This is a genomic window from Ahniella affigens (assembly GCF_003015185.1).
Classification (GTDB): domain Bacteria; phylum Pseudomonadota; class Gammaproteobacteria; order Xanthomonadales; family Ahniellaceae; genus Ahniella; species Ahniella affigens.
Map to the genome: position 1 here is coordinate 4,082,019 of NZ_CP027860.1, position 16,934 is coordinate 4,098,952.

11 protein-coding genes are annotated in these 16,934 nt (G+C 59.9%); 8 read left to right on the forward strand and 3 right to left on the reverse strand.

Going from position 1 to position 16,934, the window contains the following annotated elements; genetic code table 11:
• Positions 1-28 precede the first annotated feature (28 nt).
• Entirely contained in the window at positions 29-397 is a 369-nt protein-coding gene (locus tag C7S18_RS15710; RefSeq protein ID WP_146151953.1) for a hypothetical protein, read from the forward strand.
• 294 nt (positions 398-691) lie between these two features.
• Entirely contained in the window at positions 692-1,927 is a 1,236-nt protein-coding gene (locus C7S18_RS15715) for a M43 family zinc metalloprotease (protein WP_146151954.1), read from the forward strand.
• A gap of 89 nt (positions 1,928-2,016) precedes the next feature.
• On the opposite strand, the gene C7S18_RS15720 is transcribed toward C7S18_RS15715, so the two are convergent.
• Positions 2,017-2,325, reverse strand: coding sequence for a hypothetical protein (locus C7S18_RS15720; RefSeq protein WP_106892463.1), 309 nt, complete (start codon positions 2,323-2,325; stop codon positions 2,017-2,019).
• 1,011 nt (positions 2,326-3,336) lie between these two features.
• Between C7S18_RS15720 and C7S18_RS15725 the strand changes: the two genes are divergently transcribed.
• Positions 3,337-6,027, forward strand: a complete 2,691-nt coding sequence (locus C7S18_RS15725) for a hypothetical protein (RefSeq protein WP_170113297.1) — start codon at positions 3,337-3,339, stop codon at positions 6,025-6,027.
• A 1,273-nt stretch (positions 6,028-7,300) separates the two neighbouring features.
• Here the strand turns inward: C7S18_RS15725 and C7S18_RS15730 are convergent.
• Positions 7,301-8,020: a dual specificity protein phosphatase family protein gene (locus C7S18_RS15730; RefSeq protein ID WP_106892465.1), complete on the reverse strand. Its 720-nt coding sequence runs from the start codon at positions 8,018-8,020 to the stop codon at positions 7,301-7,303.
• Between the two features lie 260 nt (positions 8,021-8,280).
• The gene (locus C7S18_RS24735; RefSeq protein ID WP_206207914.1) at positions 8,281-9,471 is read right to left on the reverse strand and encodes a mannan-binding lectin; all 1,191 of its coding nucleotides are present in this window, start codon (positions 9,469-9,471) and stop codon (positions 8,281-8,283) included.
• Positions 9,472-10,122: 651 nt separating this feature from the next.
• On the opposite strand from C7S18_RS24735, the gene C7S18_RS25210 reads away from it, so the two are divergent.
• The 5 genes from C7S18_RS25210 to C7S18_RS15760 all read left to right on the forward strand — a co-directional run bounded on the left by C7S18_RS25210 (position 10,123) and on the right by C7S18_RS15760 (position 16,872).
• Positions 10,123-10,782, forward strand: a complete 660-nt coding sequence (locus C7S18_RS25210) for a TetR/AcrR family transcriptional regulator (RefSeq protein WP_106892466.1) — start codon at positions 10,123-10,125, stop codon at positions 10,780-10,782.
• The gene (locus tag C7S18_RS15745) at positions 10,779-12,176 is read left to right on the forward strand and encodes a cytochrome P450 (protein ID WP_106892467.1); all 1,398 of its coding nucleotides are present in this window, start codon (positions 10,779-10,781) and stop codon (positions 12,174-12,176) included. Before C7S18_RS25210 ends, C7S18_RS15745 begins: the two co-directional genes overlap by 4 nt.
• Before the next feature lie 159 nt (positions 12,177-12,335).
• Complete coding sequence (locus C7S18_RS15750) at positions 12,336-13,010, forward strand: hypothetical protein (RefSeq protein ID WP_106892468.1); 675 nt, start codon at positions 12,336-12,338, stop codon at positions 13,008-13,010.
• A gap of 42 nt (positions 13,011-13,052) precedes the next feature.
• Positions 13,053-14,756 carry a DUF7452 domain-containing protein gene (locus tag C7S18_RS15755; protein ID WP_106892469.1) on the forward strand — a complete coding sequence of 568 codons (1,704 nt, stop codon included), beginning with the start codon at positions 13,053-13,055 and terminating at the stop codon, positions 14,754-14,756.
• A gap of 124 nt (positions 14,757-14,880) precedes the next feature.
• Complete coding sequence (locus tag C7S18_RS15760) at positions 14,881-16,872, forward strand: tail fiber domain-containing protein (protein WP_170113298.1); 1,992 nt, start codon at positions 14,881-14,883, stop codon at positions 16,870-16,872.
• The last annotated feature ends 62 nt before the right edge of the window (positions 16,873-16,934 follow it).

Here is a 16,934-nt window from a genome sequence, read left to right on the forward strand (position 1 = left end):
TCTATGCTGCGCAACGCTGTCGGGCTGTATGTCCAATCTAGTATTGACTTACGGGTCAGTGGAAGATGCCATCGCTGACGCGGATGCCATTGATGGCCAAATGATCCAAGTCTGCGGCAACCTTGAACTTCATTTTGAGGGAAACACCCTATGCGAACCAGACCCAAAGTTCCCCTTACGGCTCGAAGACTACTGTATTGAAGTCGCGATTGGAGGCGATTGGACGCACCAGTACCAACAGTACCGAGCCCTGGAACACCGCACGGCCTGTGCGTTTGGCACGTTCGAAAAGACCGTGTTCGCACCGTCGGACAAACAAGTCGTGGAAGGCTTGCAACCGATCCAGATCGGCGCCAACTTTCACGTGCTTCGCGCCAGGACGTTAAAGAGACTTTGAACGAGTTCAGAGGCGATGCGGGCCGTGGATGGCTTGCCCAGGATTGCGCAGACAGGTGCTCGATTCTGAAGCAATGAGTCCGGAATCGTGCCAGACTCATTGCGGGCCTGAAATTCCAGCTCGAAGGTGTTCATACCATCCCTGGAAATCTCCGGTCCCGCACGTCTCCGCTCACATCTCGCCGAGTCAGTATGCGTCCGCCACGTTCCCCGCGAAGGATGCTTGGCCGACAGGGCTCAGGCGCGCGCCGTCAAGGCCTGGATCTGGACGCGCTCGACAACCGAGGACCGATTGATGCGTTTACTCGTCAGTGGATTCAGCGCCGATCCGACTCAGCGGCTCACGCCGCCTCGGCCGAACCAAGCCTTGCGATGGATCGCGTTGGCGTTTGCATTCGCTTCTTGCTGCGCCAATTCAGGCACGTGGGACAAAGCGTGGCCCAATGAGCCGGCCATTGAACACCGCGACTTCGAACTTCGACATCGATGGCTCCAAGCCCAAGACGCTGAGTTTCAGAATCAAGTATGGCAACTGGATACGAAACAGTCGCCGACGACTTTTGCGCCCAATCCATTGCCAACACAGTCAGCCGTTGACGCAAGAGAACCCGAAGCCGCAATCTTTCGAATCCCGGTCGTCGTGCATGTCATTCACACCGGTCAAAGCGTCGGCACTGGCGTCAACATCAGCGACGCACAGATTCACAGCGCCATTGATAACTTGAACGCAGCGTATTCGAATTCCGATACAGCTTGGTCCGATTACACTGGCGTAAACACCCTGGTGCAATTCTGTTTGGCGCAGCGAGATGACTTGAACAATCCGAGCCCAGGCATTGTGCGCGTGGATGGCAGCGCCGTGTTTCAGTACACCGCACAGGGAATTTGCAATGCGACTGGCAGCTGCGGGGTCGACAACGAACTGGCAGTCAAGTCGCTGAGCGCTTGGGACAGTACCCGCTACTTGAACGTGTGGGTTGTCAACGAGATCAACGGCAATGATGGTGGCGCGGGCACCCAAGGCTATGCCTATTTTCCGGGTGCACCAGCGGCTCAAGATGGTTTGGCGGTGCTCTACAACGCGTTTGGATACGATCCCGATGGGTCGCTTGGCTTTAATCTGAAGCCCTTTACAAGCCGCAATGCCACGAGCATTCACGAGATTGCCCATTTCCTCGGCGTGTATCACACGTATGAGGGAGATGGGTTCGGTTCCACCTGTCCGACCGACGCCATTTGTGGCGCATCGGGCGACTGTGTGGCGGATACGCCCAGGCATCGGCGCAGTGCGATGGGATGTATTGACGATGCCACCCCAAATGTCTGCCAAGTGGGAACGACCGCTGGCGACTTTCAGCACAACTTCATGGACAGTTCCTCTGAGGTATGCCAATCCGAATTCACGAGCGGGCAAGCGCAGCGAATGGTGAGTACGTTGCTAAATGTCGGCTCGCGGATCCTTCTTGGCGCATCCCCGGGCTGCGAGCCCGTTGCGTTACCCGATCCGATACTGGTCGATGGTTTCGAGTAGCAGTGCCTCAACGTCATTTGGAAGGGCGCTGTCCAGGGAGAGTCGCCGTATGAGGCGACTCTGAGTTCGTGCGCGCCCTGAGTCTCGATTCAGTCTTTGCCACGGTAAAGCGGCGGGTACCGGAGACCAAGCCCCATGACCGCCAGCGCTGCCACGACTGCGGCCACACCAACCCACATTGGTAATTCATTTGAAGAGGCAATCAGGTTGAGGACGCCCAACGCCACAAGAAACATGCCCATGCCGATTCCGCTAAGTTGGCTCGCCGGTGGGCCCTGAAAGCCCCACCAGCGCGGACACCGCCAGCGATTTTGGAAAAATGTTGGCGCGAGCGCCAGCCCAGAAGCGTATGACGTGCCCGCAGCAATCAGGAATATGCTGATGTTCCACCTGTCCATGTGTGGATCGTAACACTTTGGGACTTGTGACGAAGTGCCCCGCACAACCCGGCTTGGGTATCTCCTTGCGCGCGTCGACTGCTTCGCTCTCGCTTGGCCCCATTTCTGACCGTGTCGATATACAAAGGCGCATCGTTGACTTAGACGGTGTCCCTCGATCATTCAGGCTCAGAGCCGCTGGACGACGCTTGCGCGTCCATTGATATCCGGAATTGTTGGGCCCCCATCCGCAACCGGGCCGAATTCGGTAGGAGTCCGGCCGCCCCTCTGGTGCGCTTATTCGCGCATCAAACTGTCAGCGACGATGCGCGATTTTCACGGCGGCACAGTGTGGCAAGTAGCACGCTCCCCAGCCATCCCCCCGCGATCGCGGGGGAGGGAGCGCTCCCGCTCTCATCAAACATCACCCAAGGCACTGTTCTTATCGTCATTCCGGCGAAACAAGCTGTGTGAAAACAGCTTTGGCGGTCGCATTCATGGCGCCTGACGCCATCGCAAGGGGCCTTACTCTGTTGTCGTCATCCCGACGAAAGTCGGGACCCAGAATACTTGCGGCACCGCCGCCAGATTGCCCTAGGTCCCGACTTTCGTCGGGATGACGGCAATGAGGTGGCGCCGCAAACTCCAACCGTTCTCACACAACCTAGAACGCTGGAATCCATTTTTTGAGGCGACCAGTGTGCAACAGTCAAGATGGATGCCAGCTTTCGTAGGAACGACGGCGAGTAGGCGGAGCGCTACCTCCGACTCGGGACAATAGTTTGATGCGCGAATATGCGTACCTTCGGTTTGACCAGCACTCCCACGCGAGTGGGAGAGGGCTGGGGAGAGGGCTACTTGCGGTCAGAATCGTCACCAACCGCAATTCATTGGTTCGCAAATCCAATGGATTGTGGCGTGTTTGATGAGAGTCCACGCCAAAGGCGCGCAAAGTCAAAGCCCATGATCTCCGGGCACGCCCCGTCACGTATGCCAGCGTATACCCACTCACGGGCTTGTCTGGAGTTCCCTATGTTGCGCCGTGCTTCTTGTCTGACTACCCTCGCCGCCTTACTTGCGTTGAATTCGCCGATCACCAGCGCCGCCAATGATGGTGAGCTGGATCCGAGTTTCGGAGACCAGGGCCGGACTTTATTCGGCTTCCTGCAATCCGACCGCATCGTGCTGCGCGATATGGCGCGCTTCGCTCCCAGCGGCCGCACGTGGTTGGTCGCCGACGCCGAGGACGACCCGGGAGCGATCTACCTGGCGCGGCTGGACCAAAACGGCGATCCGGATGCCAGCTTCGGCTCGAATGCGGATGGCCAATCTCGGACGGCGTTGCCAATCACGCTCATCCCGCAAGCCGAGGCTCTGCAACTTGACGGCATGCTTGTTGATGCGAGCGGCAAGCCGCTGTTCTTCGGTGGACTGAAACCCAGCAATGCCGACACCGGCGCGTTTCCTGCGCTGATTTGCCGCTTGGCTGCGGCCGGCAATCTCGATCCAAGCTTTGATTCGGGTGGCTGTCAGCTGATCCGCAGCTTTGCCAATCCCAACGAACAATGCAGCATCACAGATGCCGCCGAGACCAGCGACCATGGTTTGCTGGTCATCGGCAACTGTCGTGACGAAGTCCTGCACGCCGTGCCCTTCGTCGCCAAGCTGCTGCCAAACGGCGGACTGGATCTCGAATTCGCCGCAGGCGCGGGCGTTGCCACGCCAGGCTTTCCAGCAGCGAATGTGTTCTCCCAGCACTACGACGCCCTGGCTTTGCGGCCCGATGGTCGTTTTGTCGTGCTCGGCACCTTCGACACGGCCGTCAACAGCGTCTTCAATCTGGATATGGGCCTGATCCAGTTTGACGCCGGCGGCAGCATCGACAGCAGCTTTGGCAGCAATGGCTATCGCAGCTTGCGCTTTGACATTGGCGAGGACAACCACGACCGGGCGATCGATCTGGCGATACGCAGCGATGGGCGCGTGCTGGCCTTGGGTGAAGCGCGGCTCTTCAATGCCCAGGAAAAGCGGCTCTTGCTCGCGCAGACAACGAGCACTGGCGCCCTTGATGCAAGTTTTGATGGTGATGGTTTGCGTGTTGATGATGCGAATCATCAGATGAGCCTCAACGCCCGCGCGACTGCTATGTACCTGGACCCGCAAGATCGCGTGCTGATCAGCAGCAATCAGGTTCTCGGCCAACCCGACTCGCGCGAAGACCGGGGCACGGATTTCAGGGTCGCTCTGCCGCCAACGGTGCCACCAACTATTGATTCGTTTGTGTCGATTGGCGGTGATCAATCAGGCATCGGGACAATCAACAGTGCAGCCCTGGCAAATCCAATCGGTTTCAACTTCAGTCCGGCTGCACCCTTTGTCGGCACGATGCCCCTGGCGCTCCATGAGGTTGCAAATCTCCCAAACGGTGGCGTCAGCAATCTGACGTATCGTGTGCAAACGCAATCGCTAGCTACCGTGGTGCCGCTATCCGGGCGGAACTTTGCCGTAGACTCAAGTCTGGCGCTGCCTGACACTCGCCTCGGCAAGGCGTATCGCGTATTGGCCTGGGGCCAAGGCGTCGGCGCTGGAAGCGCGGTCACCATCGCCGCGGTCCGCAACAACACCACGGTCCGAGTGATTCCAAAAGTAGCCACGGCTGGTCACCCAGCCAACGTGCCATTTCAAGCGGTGTTGCAACAAGGGCAGCGCTTGGACTTGCGCGCTGATACCGCTGATACCGACCTGACCGGAACCACCATTCGCGCCAGCGAACCGATTGCCGTATTCGCCGGCCATACCTGCGCGCATGTGCCAGACGACGTCGATTTCTGCGATCACGTGTACGAACAATTGCGGCCACTGGATGAGGCACTTGGGACGGAGTTCGCCTTTGTGCCGCGGGAGCAACGCCCGAACGGCGATGTCATTCGGGTACTCGCTGACCAGGCCGATACCGTTGTGTATTTCAATGGCGCAAAGCTGGATGTGCTCGGCGCTGGCGAATCGATCGATGTTCTGCGCAGCAGCCCCGGTTTGATCAGCACCAGCCAACCGGCGCTGGCAGCGCAGTTCAGTCGCGGCTGTACGCTCGACGGCGGCAACAATCTCTGCCCCGGCGACCCGAGCCAACTGACCTTGGAACCGACACGGCGCTGGTCGAAGCGAAACCTCGCCCTGGTCCATGGCGACTTCACCAATGGGTCCAGTGGCACCAAAGTCTTGACCATCATCGTGCCCCAAGCTGCCGTCAGCAGTGTCCGACTCAATGGCCTCTTGGTGGGCAGCGCCAGCTTCAGCACCCTTGCCGGAACGCATCTTGCATTCGCTCGAATCGACCGACCTGGCAACAACCTCGATGACATCAGCGCTGACCAGCCGCTCTGGACTTATGTTACGGGGATCGCCAGCAGCGAAATGTACGCGCATGGTGGCGCCTCAGTGCTGCCCACAAACGCGCCAAACGCCAGCGCGAGTGATCTGGTTTTGCGCTTGCTTGCGAGCGGCCAACGCGACCCAGGCTTTGCGAACAATGGTCTGCTCAGCCTCGATCACAGCAGCGTCACGGGCGGCAATCTTCCGAGCTTCAGCCAAAGCGTGCGGATCGAAGCCGATGAACAAGGTTTGCTCGTTGGCAGCACGCTCAGCAATGCCAACAGCGACCAGAACCTGCTGCTGGCATATCGGCTCCGTGCTGAGAATCTGTTCCGCGATAGTTTTGAATAGGCAACGCCGACGAAACCGGCGGTGCGTGACCATCAGGAGCAAGACAGTCAGGCGCGATCGTCACGCACTCATCGCGTCTGGCAGCGCCGCCATGGAGCGTTGTAATTACAGCGTGAAGGTCGAGGCGATTCATGGCGAACGATTCACATCCAGAGCCAACCGCACGAACGCAGGTGTTTGACTACATCGAGGTCTACTGCAATCGAAACCAGCTCCATTCGGCGCTCGGGCCACGAAGCCCAGCTGAGTTTGAGCTGTCACAAGCCGCTTAACGAAGTGTCCGGTAAACTGGGGCAAGATCAGTCTGGCGACTGCTCGATCGGTCAGATAGGCGTTGGAGGAGCCTGCGTGTTCGGGTTTTGCGGCGTTGAGGGGCGACTGGACCTGAACCGGCGAGTTCCCAACCACTCCGTACCATCCCACCCATTGCATTTGGCGTAGGGCTGTTTACGATTAGGCGCCCGCCGACAATCGGCGGGCGCGCACCCACAACCTCCGGAGAAGTCACGATGGCCAAGAGTCTCGATACCAAGAAGGACAAGAAGAAGGCCCCTCAGAAGACAGCCAAGGAAAAGAAGGCTGCGAAGGCTGCGAAGAAGGCTGCCAAGTAAGCTCGCACTGCACCACGAGAGCCGCGACGCCAGTCGCGGCTGCTTTTCTCTTGACTCGCCATTCGAGGCTAAATCGGGAAGCCTGAGCAGAATCCTGGCACCTGGCCGTCGGCGCGGAAACGTCGGGCGCAACGGGCTGAGCCTTTTGCGCCTTTCATACTGAGGCAACGATCTGGTACCCATGCGTCTTTCGCAGATGCATCAGCCGCGTCCTGCGCCCTGAATTGCCGTGCTCGGCGCGCCTGGCAAGTCACGCCGATCGGCGAGTTGGTGCTAGTCTGTGGTCCACTATTCGCGTCGACGCTCCAACTGGACGCAGAATTGGCGGAATTCACCGTGCGGGCCGCAAGCAGTGACGCTTCGCTCATACTTAGCCATTTCCGAGCGCCTCATCCCCGTGTCACGATTGTTCGGCGCGAAAAGCTGAGAGCGACAGCTAGCGACGGCGGCCTGCCGGGCGATTGTCGTTACGACTGGACGTTGAGAAGTTGGCGCGTATCAAGCAATCACGTGCACAGCGGTACAGATCATGCGCGGGTATGGCTCATGCCATGTGCTAGTCGCGGCAGGAATTCGTGACATTCTGTGTTGGCTCTGAGCTACGCGCATTGACGTCCTCCCGAGAGTCACCTCGGAAGTCTCTGAGCTGGTAGATGCCAGCGTTAGCGTCGTTGCACAGTCTCTGCGTTTAAGAAGGCCTTGACCGATGTCATGTGGGCCGGATTGAGCCCCGCTCTATTGCGCAGTGATTTGAGTCGGCGCAAGGCCTCATCAAGCGAGGCGCATTCGCCGCTGTGCACCAGCCACGCGGCGACAATACTCGCACTTCTGCCATGGCCCAGAGCACAATGGACATAGATTGCGCCTTGCTGCGCACTGATCCAACCCATTGCCTCTGAAAGGTCCTTCGGTGTTGGCGCTTCACCATCCAAGACCGGCAAACACTTATAGGCCCGGGCGCGAATCAAACTGACTGGTTCAGCAAACTCAGCCGTGAGGTCTAGAATCGCCGTAACGCGATGTTGGTCAAGCAAGGCGGCGTCTGAAGCCGTCAGTCGAGGCCCAAGCAACACCCTGTCGGAAATCTGAGCCGGCGGAAACGCAATCGGGCGCAGCATTCGATACAACAGCGCCTGAAGTGCCAGGTTCGGGAGAATCAAGATTGTGACGGCGAGGTGTCTTTGCCCTTCGGCCTGCTTACCAAGCAGACTCGGGCGTGACGTAACGTACGCTGCCCCAAGTAATGCCAATGCGGCTGTAACGTGACCGCCGATCACAGCGAGTGCCCAAGACCCTGAGCGCCAAGCCAACCAAATGGAAGCGAGTGACGAGAGCAGAAACAATAGCCCGATCCGCACGTCGCTGCCTCCATTGGCTGCCATGGTGCAGCGTGGTTCTGCTACCGAGTCAAGAGAGATCGCCCGGCAGTTGACCCTATGACAGCGCGGGATAGCGCACAGTTCCGGTTGTGACCTCCCCGGCTACTGTCGACAGGCGCGGGGCACTTCCTTGCTGCAGGGATCGGCACTAACGATGAGCGTCCCGAGACGCCTTGAGGTTGTGTGTGTCTACTAGCGTCTCAAGACTGCCTTGTTGGGTGGCCCGCCGCGCATTGCGCCGACGGGCCACCGCGCTGCGTCGATCAGAAGGTGAATTCGACCTGGATCACGCTCATCACGCCTACGACGATCGTGTTCCATTGCCCAGTAAAGCGTCCGCCGTAGGACGCGGCGAGATTCGGGCCGATCTTCTGGGCCTCCTCGTTACTTCGTATCGGGCCAGCCAGAACGTCGGTCTTGAACGTGTTCGAGCCCGAGGTCTTCGTCGATAGCTCCACTTCGACGACACTCATCTCGCCGGGGAGGACCGTCGTCCACTTTCCAGTAAAGCGGCCCTGGCGCGCGGCAGCGATGCGCGGCCCAAGCGCCTGGGCTTCGTCATTGTTCGAAAGGAAGCCGGCGGGAACGCGAATCTTGAACGTGGATTCTGGGTTTCCTTCATTCAGGCCGGTACGCATGGCTTGCGCGAACTCAGCTACTTTGTAAGTTCCGCTATTGATCAGGCTGTAATCCCAAACGAAGGCGCCGTGGAGGGCTTTGCTGGGTGTCTCTGCTTGCCAGGTCGCCAACTGCTGCTGCGCCTGATTTGGGGTCAACGCGCCCCCATCGGGTCCCGGCGAAGCCTCGAAGCCAGCAACGATCGGCACCACAGGATCGAACTGTGTAAACCAGCCGCTGACTGGGTCGTTGCCACTGCCTCCCGCATAGCACTGCACGTTGAGCCACGCGAGCGTCCCATGTTGTTGCCGGACAAAAGCGCACCAGCTTTGCCAGCCTTGCAATTGATTGTAGGGCGCAGCAGTCAGCGCCAAGCCGGCGGAAATCGCTGCCAATGTCACTGTTTGACAGGTAGGATCCATTGGATTCAGTCCACCTGGCTGCCCCCAGTTCTCGCAATCCATGTCAATGCCGGCGATACCGTTCGACTTCAGCCAAGACATGACCTGCGCCAATGCCGGAGGTGCCATCGCGGCCAGTGTACTGATTGCGCTGTTACTGAGCGAAAAGAAGATGCCTTCCGGATCGATGCTGGTACTGTCAATCAGCGTCTGCAGACTGGCGCGCCATTGCGCATCGCCTACGTATTGACCCTGCGCATCGAACATCGTGTAGGGCGGGTCGTTATAGACGATTTGGCCGCCGGCGCCATTGGGGCCGGACAGGATCAGGACATTGACATCGGTTCCTTCATACTGCGGGATTGAGCTCTGAACTAATGCGGCGGGATAGCCGCTGCGGGTATAGACCGCGATGATCGGAGGCTGAAGACTCATGATGAAGTGCTCCTGTGTACGAATGTGACGAGATGGGTTGTTAGCGAGCCGATCGATCCATGATGATGGTGACGTCGTCGGTGGACACATCATGGTCTGCCATGTTCGACGAGAAGGGTTCTTCGCGGATTCTCAGCAGTACCACTTCGGAGCGGATCTTCCCGACACCCACTGGCGGCGAGGTTAAGCAAGATCGATGTCCTGAAAGCCACCGGTAGTCCTGTCGGTGTCTCGATGGCCTGAACTGACTGCATTGCGGCTCATCGCGTCGATCACTGAGCCAGCATTTCCGGAATCCCCAGACGCACTCTGATCAATCGCAGGCCAACCCGGTGTTCTTGCATGCTCAGAAATCGCGTGTGATCACCATTCTTGTCGAAACTTTCCCCTCCCCGGACCCTCTCCCGCGCTCGCGGGTGAGGGAACCGATCCACGCTTCCGTGCAAGTGGGAGATGGCTGCGTAGAGGGCCGCTTGCGACCCCGTTCCATCGAGAGCGTCGCACTTCGCCACCGACCCTTTGAGGCACGAGTCAGCGCACCCTGGGTGCGACCGCTACGCCAACCTGGCGGCACACCGCCCGCCGGACACTTGCAGGCGTTTATTGAACGACGTACACTTTTGCGCATCGTTCATTCTTGGTGCTCCACCGATGCCTTCACCCCCACCCAACCGGCAGCAGCGCAAGCGTCAGCGAACCGCTGATCATCTGTCGGCGACGGCTTGGGCGCTGTTTGAAACCCATGGGTTTGAGGCAGTCACCATGGAGCAAGTCGCTGCCGAGGCCGACGTGGCAAAGGGCACGCTCTACAACCATTTTCCGGTCAAGGAAGCCCTGCTCGCGCACCGGTTTCGGGTCGACATCGCGGCAGGCATGCAAGAACGTGCAGCTGCGCTTCTTGCGCACAAGACTTTCGAAGCGCGCATGCGCTACCTGCTCCGCGAGTCCGCGGCTTGGCACGCCGCTCGCAAGGCCTACTTACCGCACTACATCCGATTCCTCATGAATCAGGCACGATACGGCGAGTCGCGGTCCGGATCAGATCAATTCGACCCGGGGAATCGGCAGATTCTGACGCTCATGTTCCAGGCCGGCCAGGACGCTGGCGAAGTAGATAAGCGCCTGTCTGCAGCCGATATCGCTTGCAGCTTCGAATACCTGTTGTTTGGCGCGATGGTTACCTGGCTTGCCAATCCCGACTCGGACCTCAGCACCCGGTTTCTCGCGGCATTTGATCTTGCGATGCACGGCGTCGCCCTGTCGCTCGCGAGACCATCCACAGACACTCACGACAATCGAGCCAAACGATGAATGGCAGCACCGAAATCAACGCCGAATATCGGCCAAGTCTGCCACTCGGGCTGTCCTGGTTGAACGAAATCAAGCGCGACCCACTCGCAGCAGCGAGCGAACTACACCGTCGCTACGGCGATGTCGCGACACTGAACATCCTGTTCCGCCGTATCTGCTACTTCTTTACCCCTGAAGCCGCTCGGCAAATCCTCGTCGACCACCACGCAGATTTCGTCAGAGAGGCGCGCCTGCTTCGAATATTTGCGTCATTCCAGGGCGACAATGCGCTGACCACCGAAGGCACCGACTGGGAACGTCAACGGCGAATTCTCGCGCCAGGATTCACCCCAAAGCGTGTGGCCGGTTACACCCAATTGATGCACGCGGCGATTCAGGACTGTGTCGCTGATGTCCTGCCGACGTCGCCCGGATCGAGCGCTGTCGTCGATGCCGATGGCCTGACAACGCGTATCACCATGGACGTGATATTGCGGACCTTGTTCTCGAGCCCAATGACGAAGCAAGACGCCGCGCAGCTATCAATCGCCATCCGAGCGCTGACCAGGCAGAGCATGCGCGAGGTCTATTGGCCATTCGTTGCGCCAGACTGGTTGCCCTACCCTGGGCGTACCAGCAAACTGACGCATCGCCGTACGATCCAAGCCTTGATCGAGACCCACATCAATGCGCGAACCGCTTCGAACGCGGTGCCGCGTGAAGAACAAGATGTTCTGGACATGCTGCTCTCGGCCAAGGACGAGGCTTCCGGCAACCATCAGAACGCGCTAAGCGCGCGCGAAATTCGCGACAACTGCGTACTGCTGTTTGCAGCAGGATTCGACACGGCTTCCTCCGCACTCTGCTGGTGGATGGGCTTGATAGCAACACGTCCAGACGTTGTCGACGCGTTGCGAGCAGAGCTCGCCGACACTGATTTTGCCGCATCGGGAATTGAGCAGATTGTTCGCGCGCCTTATCTGAACGCGACGATCAAAGAGGCGATGCGCTTGTACCCGCCATCCGCAGCGCTGTTCACGCGAGTCGCTCAGCGCGACTGCGTGATCGCCGACACCACTGTCACCAAAGGCACCTTGGTGGTGATTCCCATTTGGCAATTGCACCGCGACGCACGGTCTTTTCCCGCCCCATTGGAATTCCGGCCGGAACGATTCATGCCCAACGCCGACCCGATCCCCAGAAGCGCCTACATGCCATTTGGCGCCGGCCCACACTTTTGCCTGGGCCAGCACTTTGCGCTCATCGAGATGGCCCTGGTCGCCGCATACCTGATCAAGCATATCGACTTTGCGCTCCCGCCTGGTGCCAAGTTGCCAGACCCAACTGTCGATGTGGCGCTGAAGCCGAAGACGCCTCTGCTTGTTCAAGTGACGCGACGCGAGACACCGAGCTAAAGCAGAGACCGGACATCCATCACGATTCCTTAGGCGGTGAGTGTCCACATTGGTGAATCGCCACAATTGACCTTCATTATTGTTGGCGTCGACAGTCGATGTCCGTTTTGAACGCCCTTTTGCGGGTGCGCTATCAACGCCACCCAATGGGAGTTCGCCGTGCGCCGCTTTCACCCGTGCTTTTTCCTGCTGTTCTGTGCAGCCGGTGCCCATGCCAAATCATGGACCTTCCTTGGCACCTTCGGCGGCAAGGACGTGCTCGCCGATGGTCGCCATGATCTGCGCCTGACCGCGATCGATCCAAATTCGGGGCGCATTCTGGCGCCGCCGATCACCCTGACTGCGGTGCCAGTTCAGAACGCCACCGTTGCGGTGACGTTCGACACACCGGTCGTGATGCCATGGACATCACCTGGTGCCACGAGCCCGTTCGCGATTCGAATAGATGCACTCGTCGATGCGAACCAAGTGATCCTGCTCGGTGACTCCACGGCCTTCGATGCGAACGAGCATCGCCAGGGGTTTTGCTGGGATGCACCGACCGATGGAACGGGAGCGCAACGCGCGCACATCACCTCGGGTTGCCTGTTCGCCATGGCAGCACACACGAAATCCGGTCCCAGTGGTGGCGCCTACGAGCTGCGAAAACAGGTGATCGCCGGTGGCGGTCAGACCGCGTTGGGCGGCGGTTATGCCTTGGTGGGCACGGTCGGACAAAGCGCCGTGACGCAAGTGTCTGGCGGCAGCTATCAGCTCACCGGTGGTTTTCATGGTCCTGCGGTGGCCGCGCCACCGCTGCCCGATGCGGTGTTCGGCAACGGGTTCGAGAACTGAGTCATCTGCAGCAATCACGCGCCATCAATCGAGGAATCTCCGATGAAACTTCATGCTCTGACCTTGGCCCTGCTGGCCAGCCTGTCGAATCCCGTTCAGGCACTCGGCACTGTATTCACCTATCAAGGTTCGCTGAGTGATGCCACCGTCGCGGCAACCGGCACCTACGATTTGCAGTTCACGCTGCAGACCACGGGTGGCACGAACATCGGCTCGCCGCTGATCAAGGACGATGTGCTGGTCAGCGCCGGCGTGTTCAGTGTCGAACTGGATTTTGGCCCGGCCATTGCCAGCGGCGACTATCAACTGCAGATCGGTGTCAGGCCCGGTGCATCGAGTGGCGCGTTCACCGCGCTGAGCCCGGCAACGAAGATCCTGCCGACTCCGCAAGCGACATTTGCAGCGGCCGCACAGATCTCGACGACCGTCAGCAACGGCGCGATCGGCAGCGCGCAGATCAACAGCACCGAAGTGCAGGCGCGGGTGACTTCAAGCTGCCCATCGGGACAGGCGATTCGTGTCGTCAACTCGAATGGATCGGTGACCTGCGAAACAGCCATGACCGGCCCTCAAGGAATCCAAGGCATCCAGGGTATCCAGGGGCCGCCGGGACCGACGGGTGCTACAGGCGCAACGGGTGCCACCGGGGCTCAAGGACCAGCGGGCTCCGCCGATGCGTGGAGCCGACTCGGCAATGCCGGGACAGACTCGGCCACCAATTTTCTCGGCACGACGGACGCCCGATCGCTGGTGTTCCGCACGCACAATGTCCAAAGTCTTCGGATTGATCCGTCCACGGAGCTGTTCGGGGGTATCCCGATCACCGCAAACATCATTGCCGGCAGCAGCGCGAACTCGGCATCACCGACTGTGCGGGGTGCCACCATCGCCGGCGGCGGTGTTCCGGTTGGCAACAGCGACCCAACGTATCCACTCGATGGCCCGAACCGGGTGACGAACCATTTCGGGACCGTGGGTGGCGGGTTCAACAACCAGGCCGGAGATGGCACCGGCAATCCGTTGAATTCGGCTTTTGCAACCGTCGCGGGTGGCCACTCGAATCTGGCAAGCGGCACGTACAGCACGGTTTCCGGCGGCTCAGAAAACACTGCCCGCGGCTTGTTCAGTACCGTCACTGGCGGCAGGAACAACGAGGCCATTGGCTGGTACAGCGCCGTGAGCGGTGGCAGTGGCAATTGCGCAGGTGCCATCGAAAGCTGGGCTGGCGGGAACCGAGCGAAAGTCCGCCCAGGTGGCACCGCGCCTTCGTCGGGCCCTTGTATCGGTCTGACCACTGGGCAACCCGCCGGCGACGATGGCACTTTTGTCTGGGCAGATAGTCAATCGGCCGACTTTGTCTCGACGGGGCCAAATCAATTTTCGATCCGCGCTGCGGGTGGTTTGCGTTGGGGCGGCACCGGCGTCAACTCGACGACCAGTCCCGCCTTCACGCACCAGGTCCTGAGCGGCGTGAATCTCTGTGACGGCGGCTCCGGAGCCAATACGCGGACCTACCTCAACCATCCCCTTCTGAACGGCAATCCCGCTGCAGTGATTGTCATGACACCGAACTTCGGCCCCCAGTCCAGCGGCACCGCGCCCCCGCGCAATCCGATGGCGATCTACTACAGTGATCTGGGCACAGCAGGTTGTCCTGCGGGTCGCTGGGTGATCTATCAGACCAGTCTGACCGCTGAAGTCATCAACCCGAACGCACGCTTCAATATCTGGTTCGTGTTGCCGTAACCCGTTTCCGGACAACGCCGGTCGCCTTGGCCTGATGGCCGCGTCTGGCGGCATCCATCGCAGATGTCCGTTTTTCGCCGCGTTTTCCGGATACGCCATCAACACCAATTCTCGGGAGTCCATCATGTTTCGCAATTGCGGTAATTCGATTCAACCATGGGTCCTGGCGATTTTGTCCGCAATGGCCAGCCCGGCTTTCGCCATCGGCAACGGGTTCACGTACCAGGGTTCGCTGACCGATGCCACGATCGCCGCGACCGGCACGTATGACCTGCAGTTCACGCTGCAGACCACGGGCGGCACGAATATCGGCTCGCCACTGATCAAGGACGACGTGCTCGTCAGTGCCGGGGTGTTCAGTGTCGAACTGGATTTTGGGCCAGCAATCGCCGGCGGCGACTATCAACTGCAGATCGGCGTGCGCCCGGGTGCGTCCAGCGGTGCCTACACGACGCTGAGCCCGGCGACGAAACTCCTGCCGACACCCCAGGCGACCTTTGCTTCGTCGTCGCAGATTGCGGCGACTGTCGTCAATGGCGCGATCGGCAGCGCGCAGATCAACAGCACCGAAGTGCAGGCGCGCGTCACCGCCAGTTGCCCATCCGGACAAGCGATTCGTGTCGTCAATGCGAATGGTTCGGTGACTTGCGAAACGGCCATGACCGGTCCCCAAGGAATTCAGGGAATCCAGGGCATTCAAGGGCCGCAGGGTCCGATCGGTCCGACGGGCGCTACCGGCGATACCGGTCCGCAAGGGCCGGCTGGTTCTGCCGACGCTTGGAGTCGCGTCGGCAACGCGGGCACCAATCCGGCAACCGATTTCATCGGTACGACGGACAACCAGCCTTTGCAATTGCGTGCGTTCAACAATCGGGTCGGTCGATTCGAACCGCGCGGCACGGTCAGCTCATGGGGTGACGCGCCGAGCGTCGTGTTGGGTTCGTCGGCCAACGAAGTATCGAACGTCGGAGCAACGGTCGGTGGTGGTGGCGCCACCAGAGGCATCAATGGCGCTCTCGAACCTTCGTATAAGAATTCTGCGCAGGGCGCCTTTTCGACGATTGGTGGTGGCTTTGGAAATACGGCTGGGAATAGCTCAACCACCATCGGAGGAGGGACGTTCAACACCACAGGCGGTGACTCGGGAACCGTTGGCGGTGGTTATGTCAATCGAGCACATGGTGGCTTCAGCACCGTCGGCGGGGGATTCTTCAACAAGGCTGGTGGTTACGGCAGCACCGTCTCGGGGGGCAGCGTCAATTGTGCTGGCGGTGACTACAGCATGGCCAGTGGCAAGGACGCGGGCGTGCGTCCCGGAAACGACTCCGGCGACCTCTCCTGTGCGATCGGGGACTCGGGTGACGGCGATGGCGACAACGGCACATATGTTTGGGCAGACGATCAAGGCACCGCTTTCAACTCCACGGGACCACGCCAGTTTCTTGTTCGAGCCCAAGGCGGCATGGCGATCAACACGAATACACCGGTGGCTGGCGCCGCCCTGACCGTGAATGGCAACGCGGTGGTCAACGCGCCCGGCGCACTGAGCTTCGGCAGCCAGGTTCGCCAGATGGTCAACCTGTGGGGCACCGAGTACGGCATCGGCGTGCAGGCAGCAAGGCAGTACTACCGCACTTCAGTCAACGGCGGCTTCAGCTGGTTCGAAGGCGGTGTGCACAATGACAATACGAATAACCCGGGCGCCGGCGGCACACTCCGCATGGCGCTCTCCAACACCGGCCAACTGCAGACAACGACGGGCACGATCAGCACCTTGTCCGATTTGCGGTTGAAGGATCAAGTGGAAGACTATTCTGGAGCGCTGGATCAGATCAACGCGCTGCGCGCCGTTCGATATCACTACAAGGATGCCGGCAAGGCGGCGTTCCAGCCCAAGGGCCACCATCTTGGGTTCATCGCCCAGGAAGTGCAGCAGGTGATGCCGGAGTGGGTCAGTGAAGGGGACGATGGTTACCTGATGCTGTCGATGCGCGGTTTCGAAGCAATGGCCGTGCGTGGCATGCAGGAACTGAGTGCCGACAATGAAGCCCTGCGGGATCAGGTCGACACGCTGGAAGCGCGTCTTGCGGCAATCGAAAAGCGATTGGCGGATTGACCCCGGCTGACGCTCGCCGCGTCGCGAATGGACACGGGCGCAGGTCGACCTGACGGTACAGC

Bases quoted from the DNA above. Each gene is read 5' to 3' on its own strand.
- C7S18_RS15710 (WP_146151953.1), top strand. From the start codon at position 29: ATGTCCAATCTAGTATTGACTTACGGGTCAGTGGAAGATGCCATCGCT.
- C7S18_RS15715 (WP_146151954.1), top strand. From the start codon at position 692: ATGCGTTTACTCGTCAGTGGATTCAGCGCCGATCCGACTCAGCGGCTC.
- C7S18_RS15720 (WP_106892463.1), bottom strand. From the start codon at position 2,325: ATGGACAGGTGGAACATCAGCATATTCCTGATTGCTGCGGGCACGTCA.
- C7S18_RS15725 (WP_170113297.1), top strand. From the start codon at position 3,337: ATGTTGCGCCGTGCTTCTTGTCTGACTACCCTCGCCGCCTTACTTGCG.
- C7S18_RS15730 (WP_106892465.1), bottom strand. From the start codon at position 8,020: ATGGCAGCCAATGGAGGCAGCGACGTGCGGATCGGGCTATTGTTTCTG.
- C7S18_RS24735 (WP_206207914.1), bottom strand. From the start codon at position 9,471: ATGAGTCTTCAGCCTCCGATCATCGCGGTCTATACCCGCAGCGGCTAT.
- C7S18_RS25210 (WP_106892466.1), top strand. From the start codon at position 10,123: ATGCCTTCACCCCCACCCAACCGGCAGCAGCGCAAGCGTCAGCGAACC.
- C7S18_RS15745 (WP_106892467.1), top strand. From the start codon at position 10,779: ATGAATGGCAGCACCGAAATCAACGCCGAATATCGGCCAAGTCTGCCA.
- C7S18_RS15755 (WP_106892469.1), top strand. From the start codon at position 13,053: ATGAAACTTCATGCTCTGACCTTGGCCCTGCTGGCCAGCCTGTCGAAT.
- C7S18_RS15760 (WP_170113298.1), top strand. From the start codon at position 14,881: ATGTTTCGCAATTGCGGTAATTCGATTCAACCATGGGTCCTGGCGATT.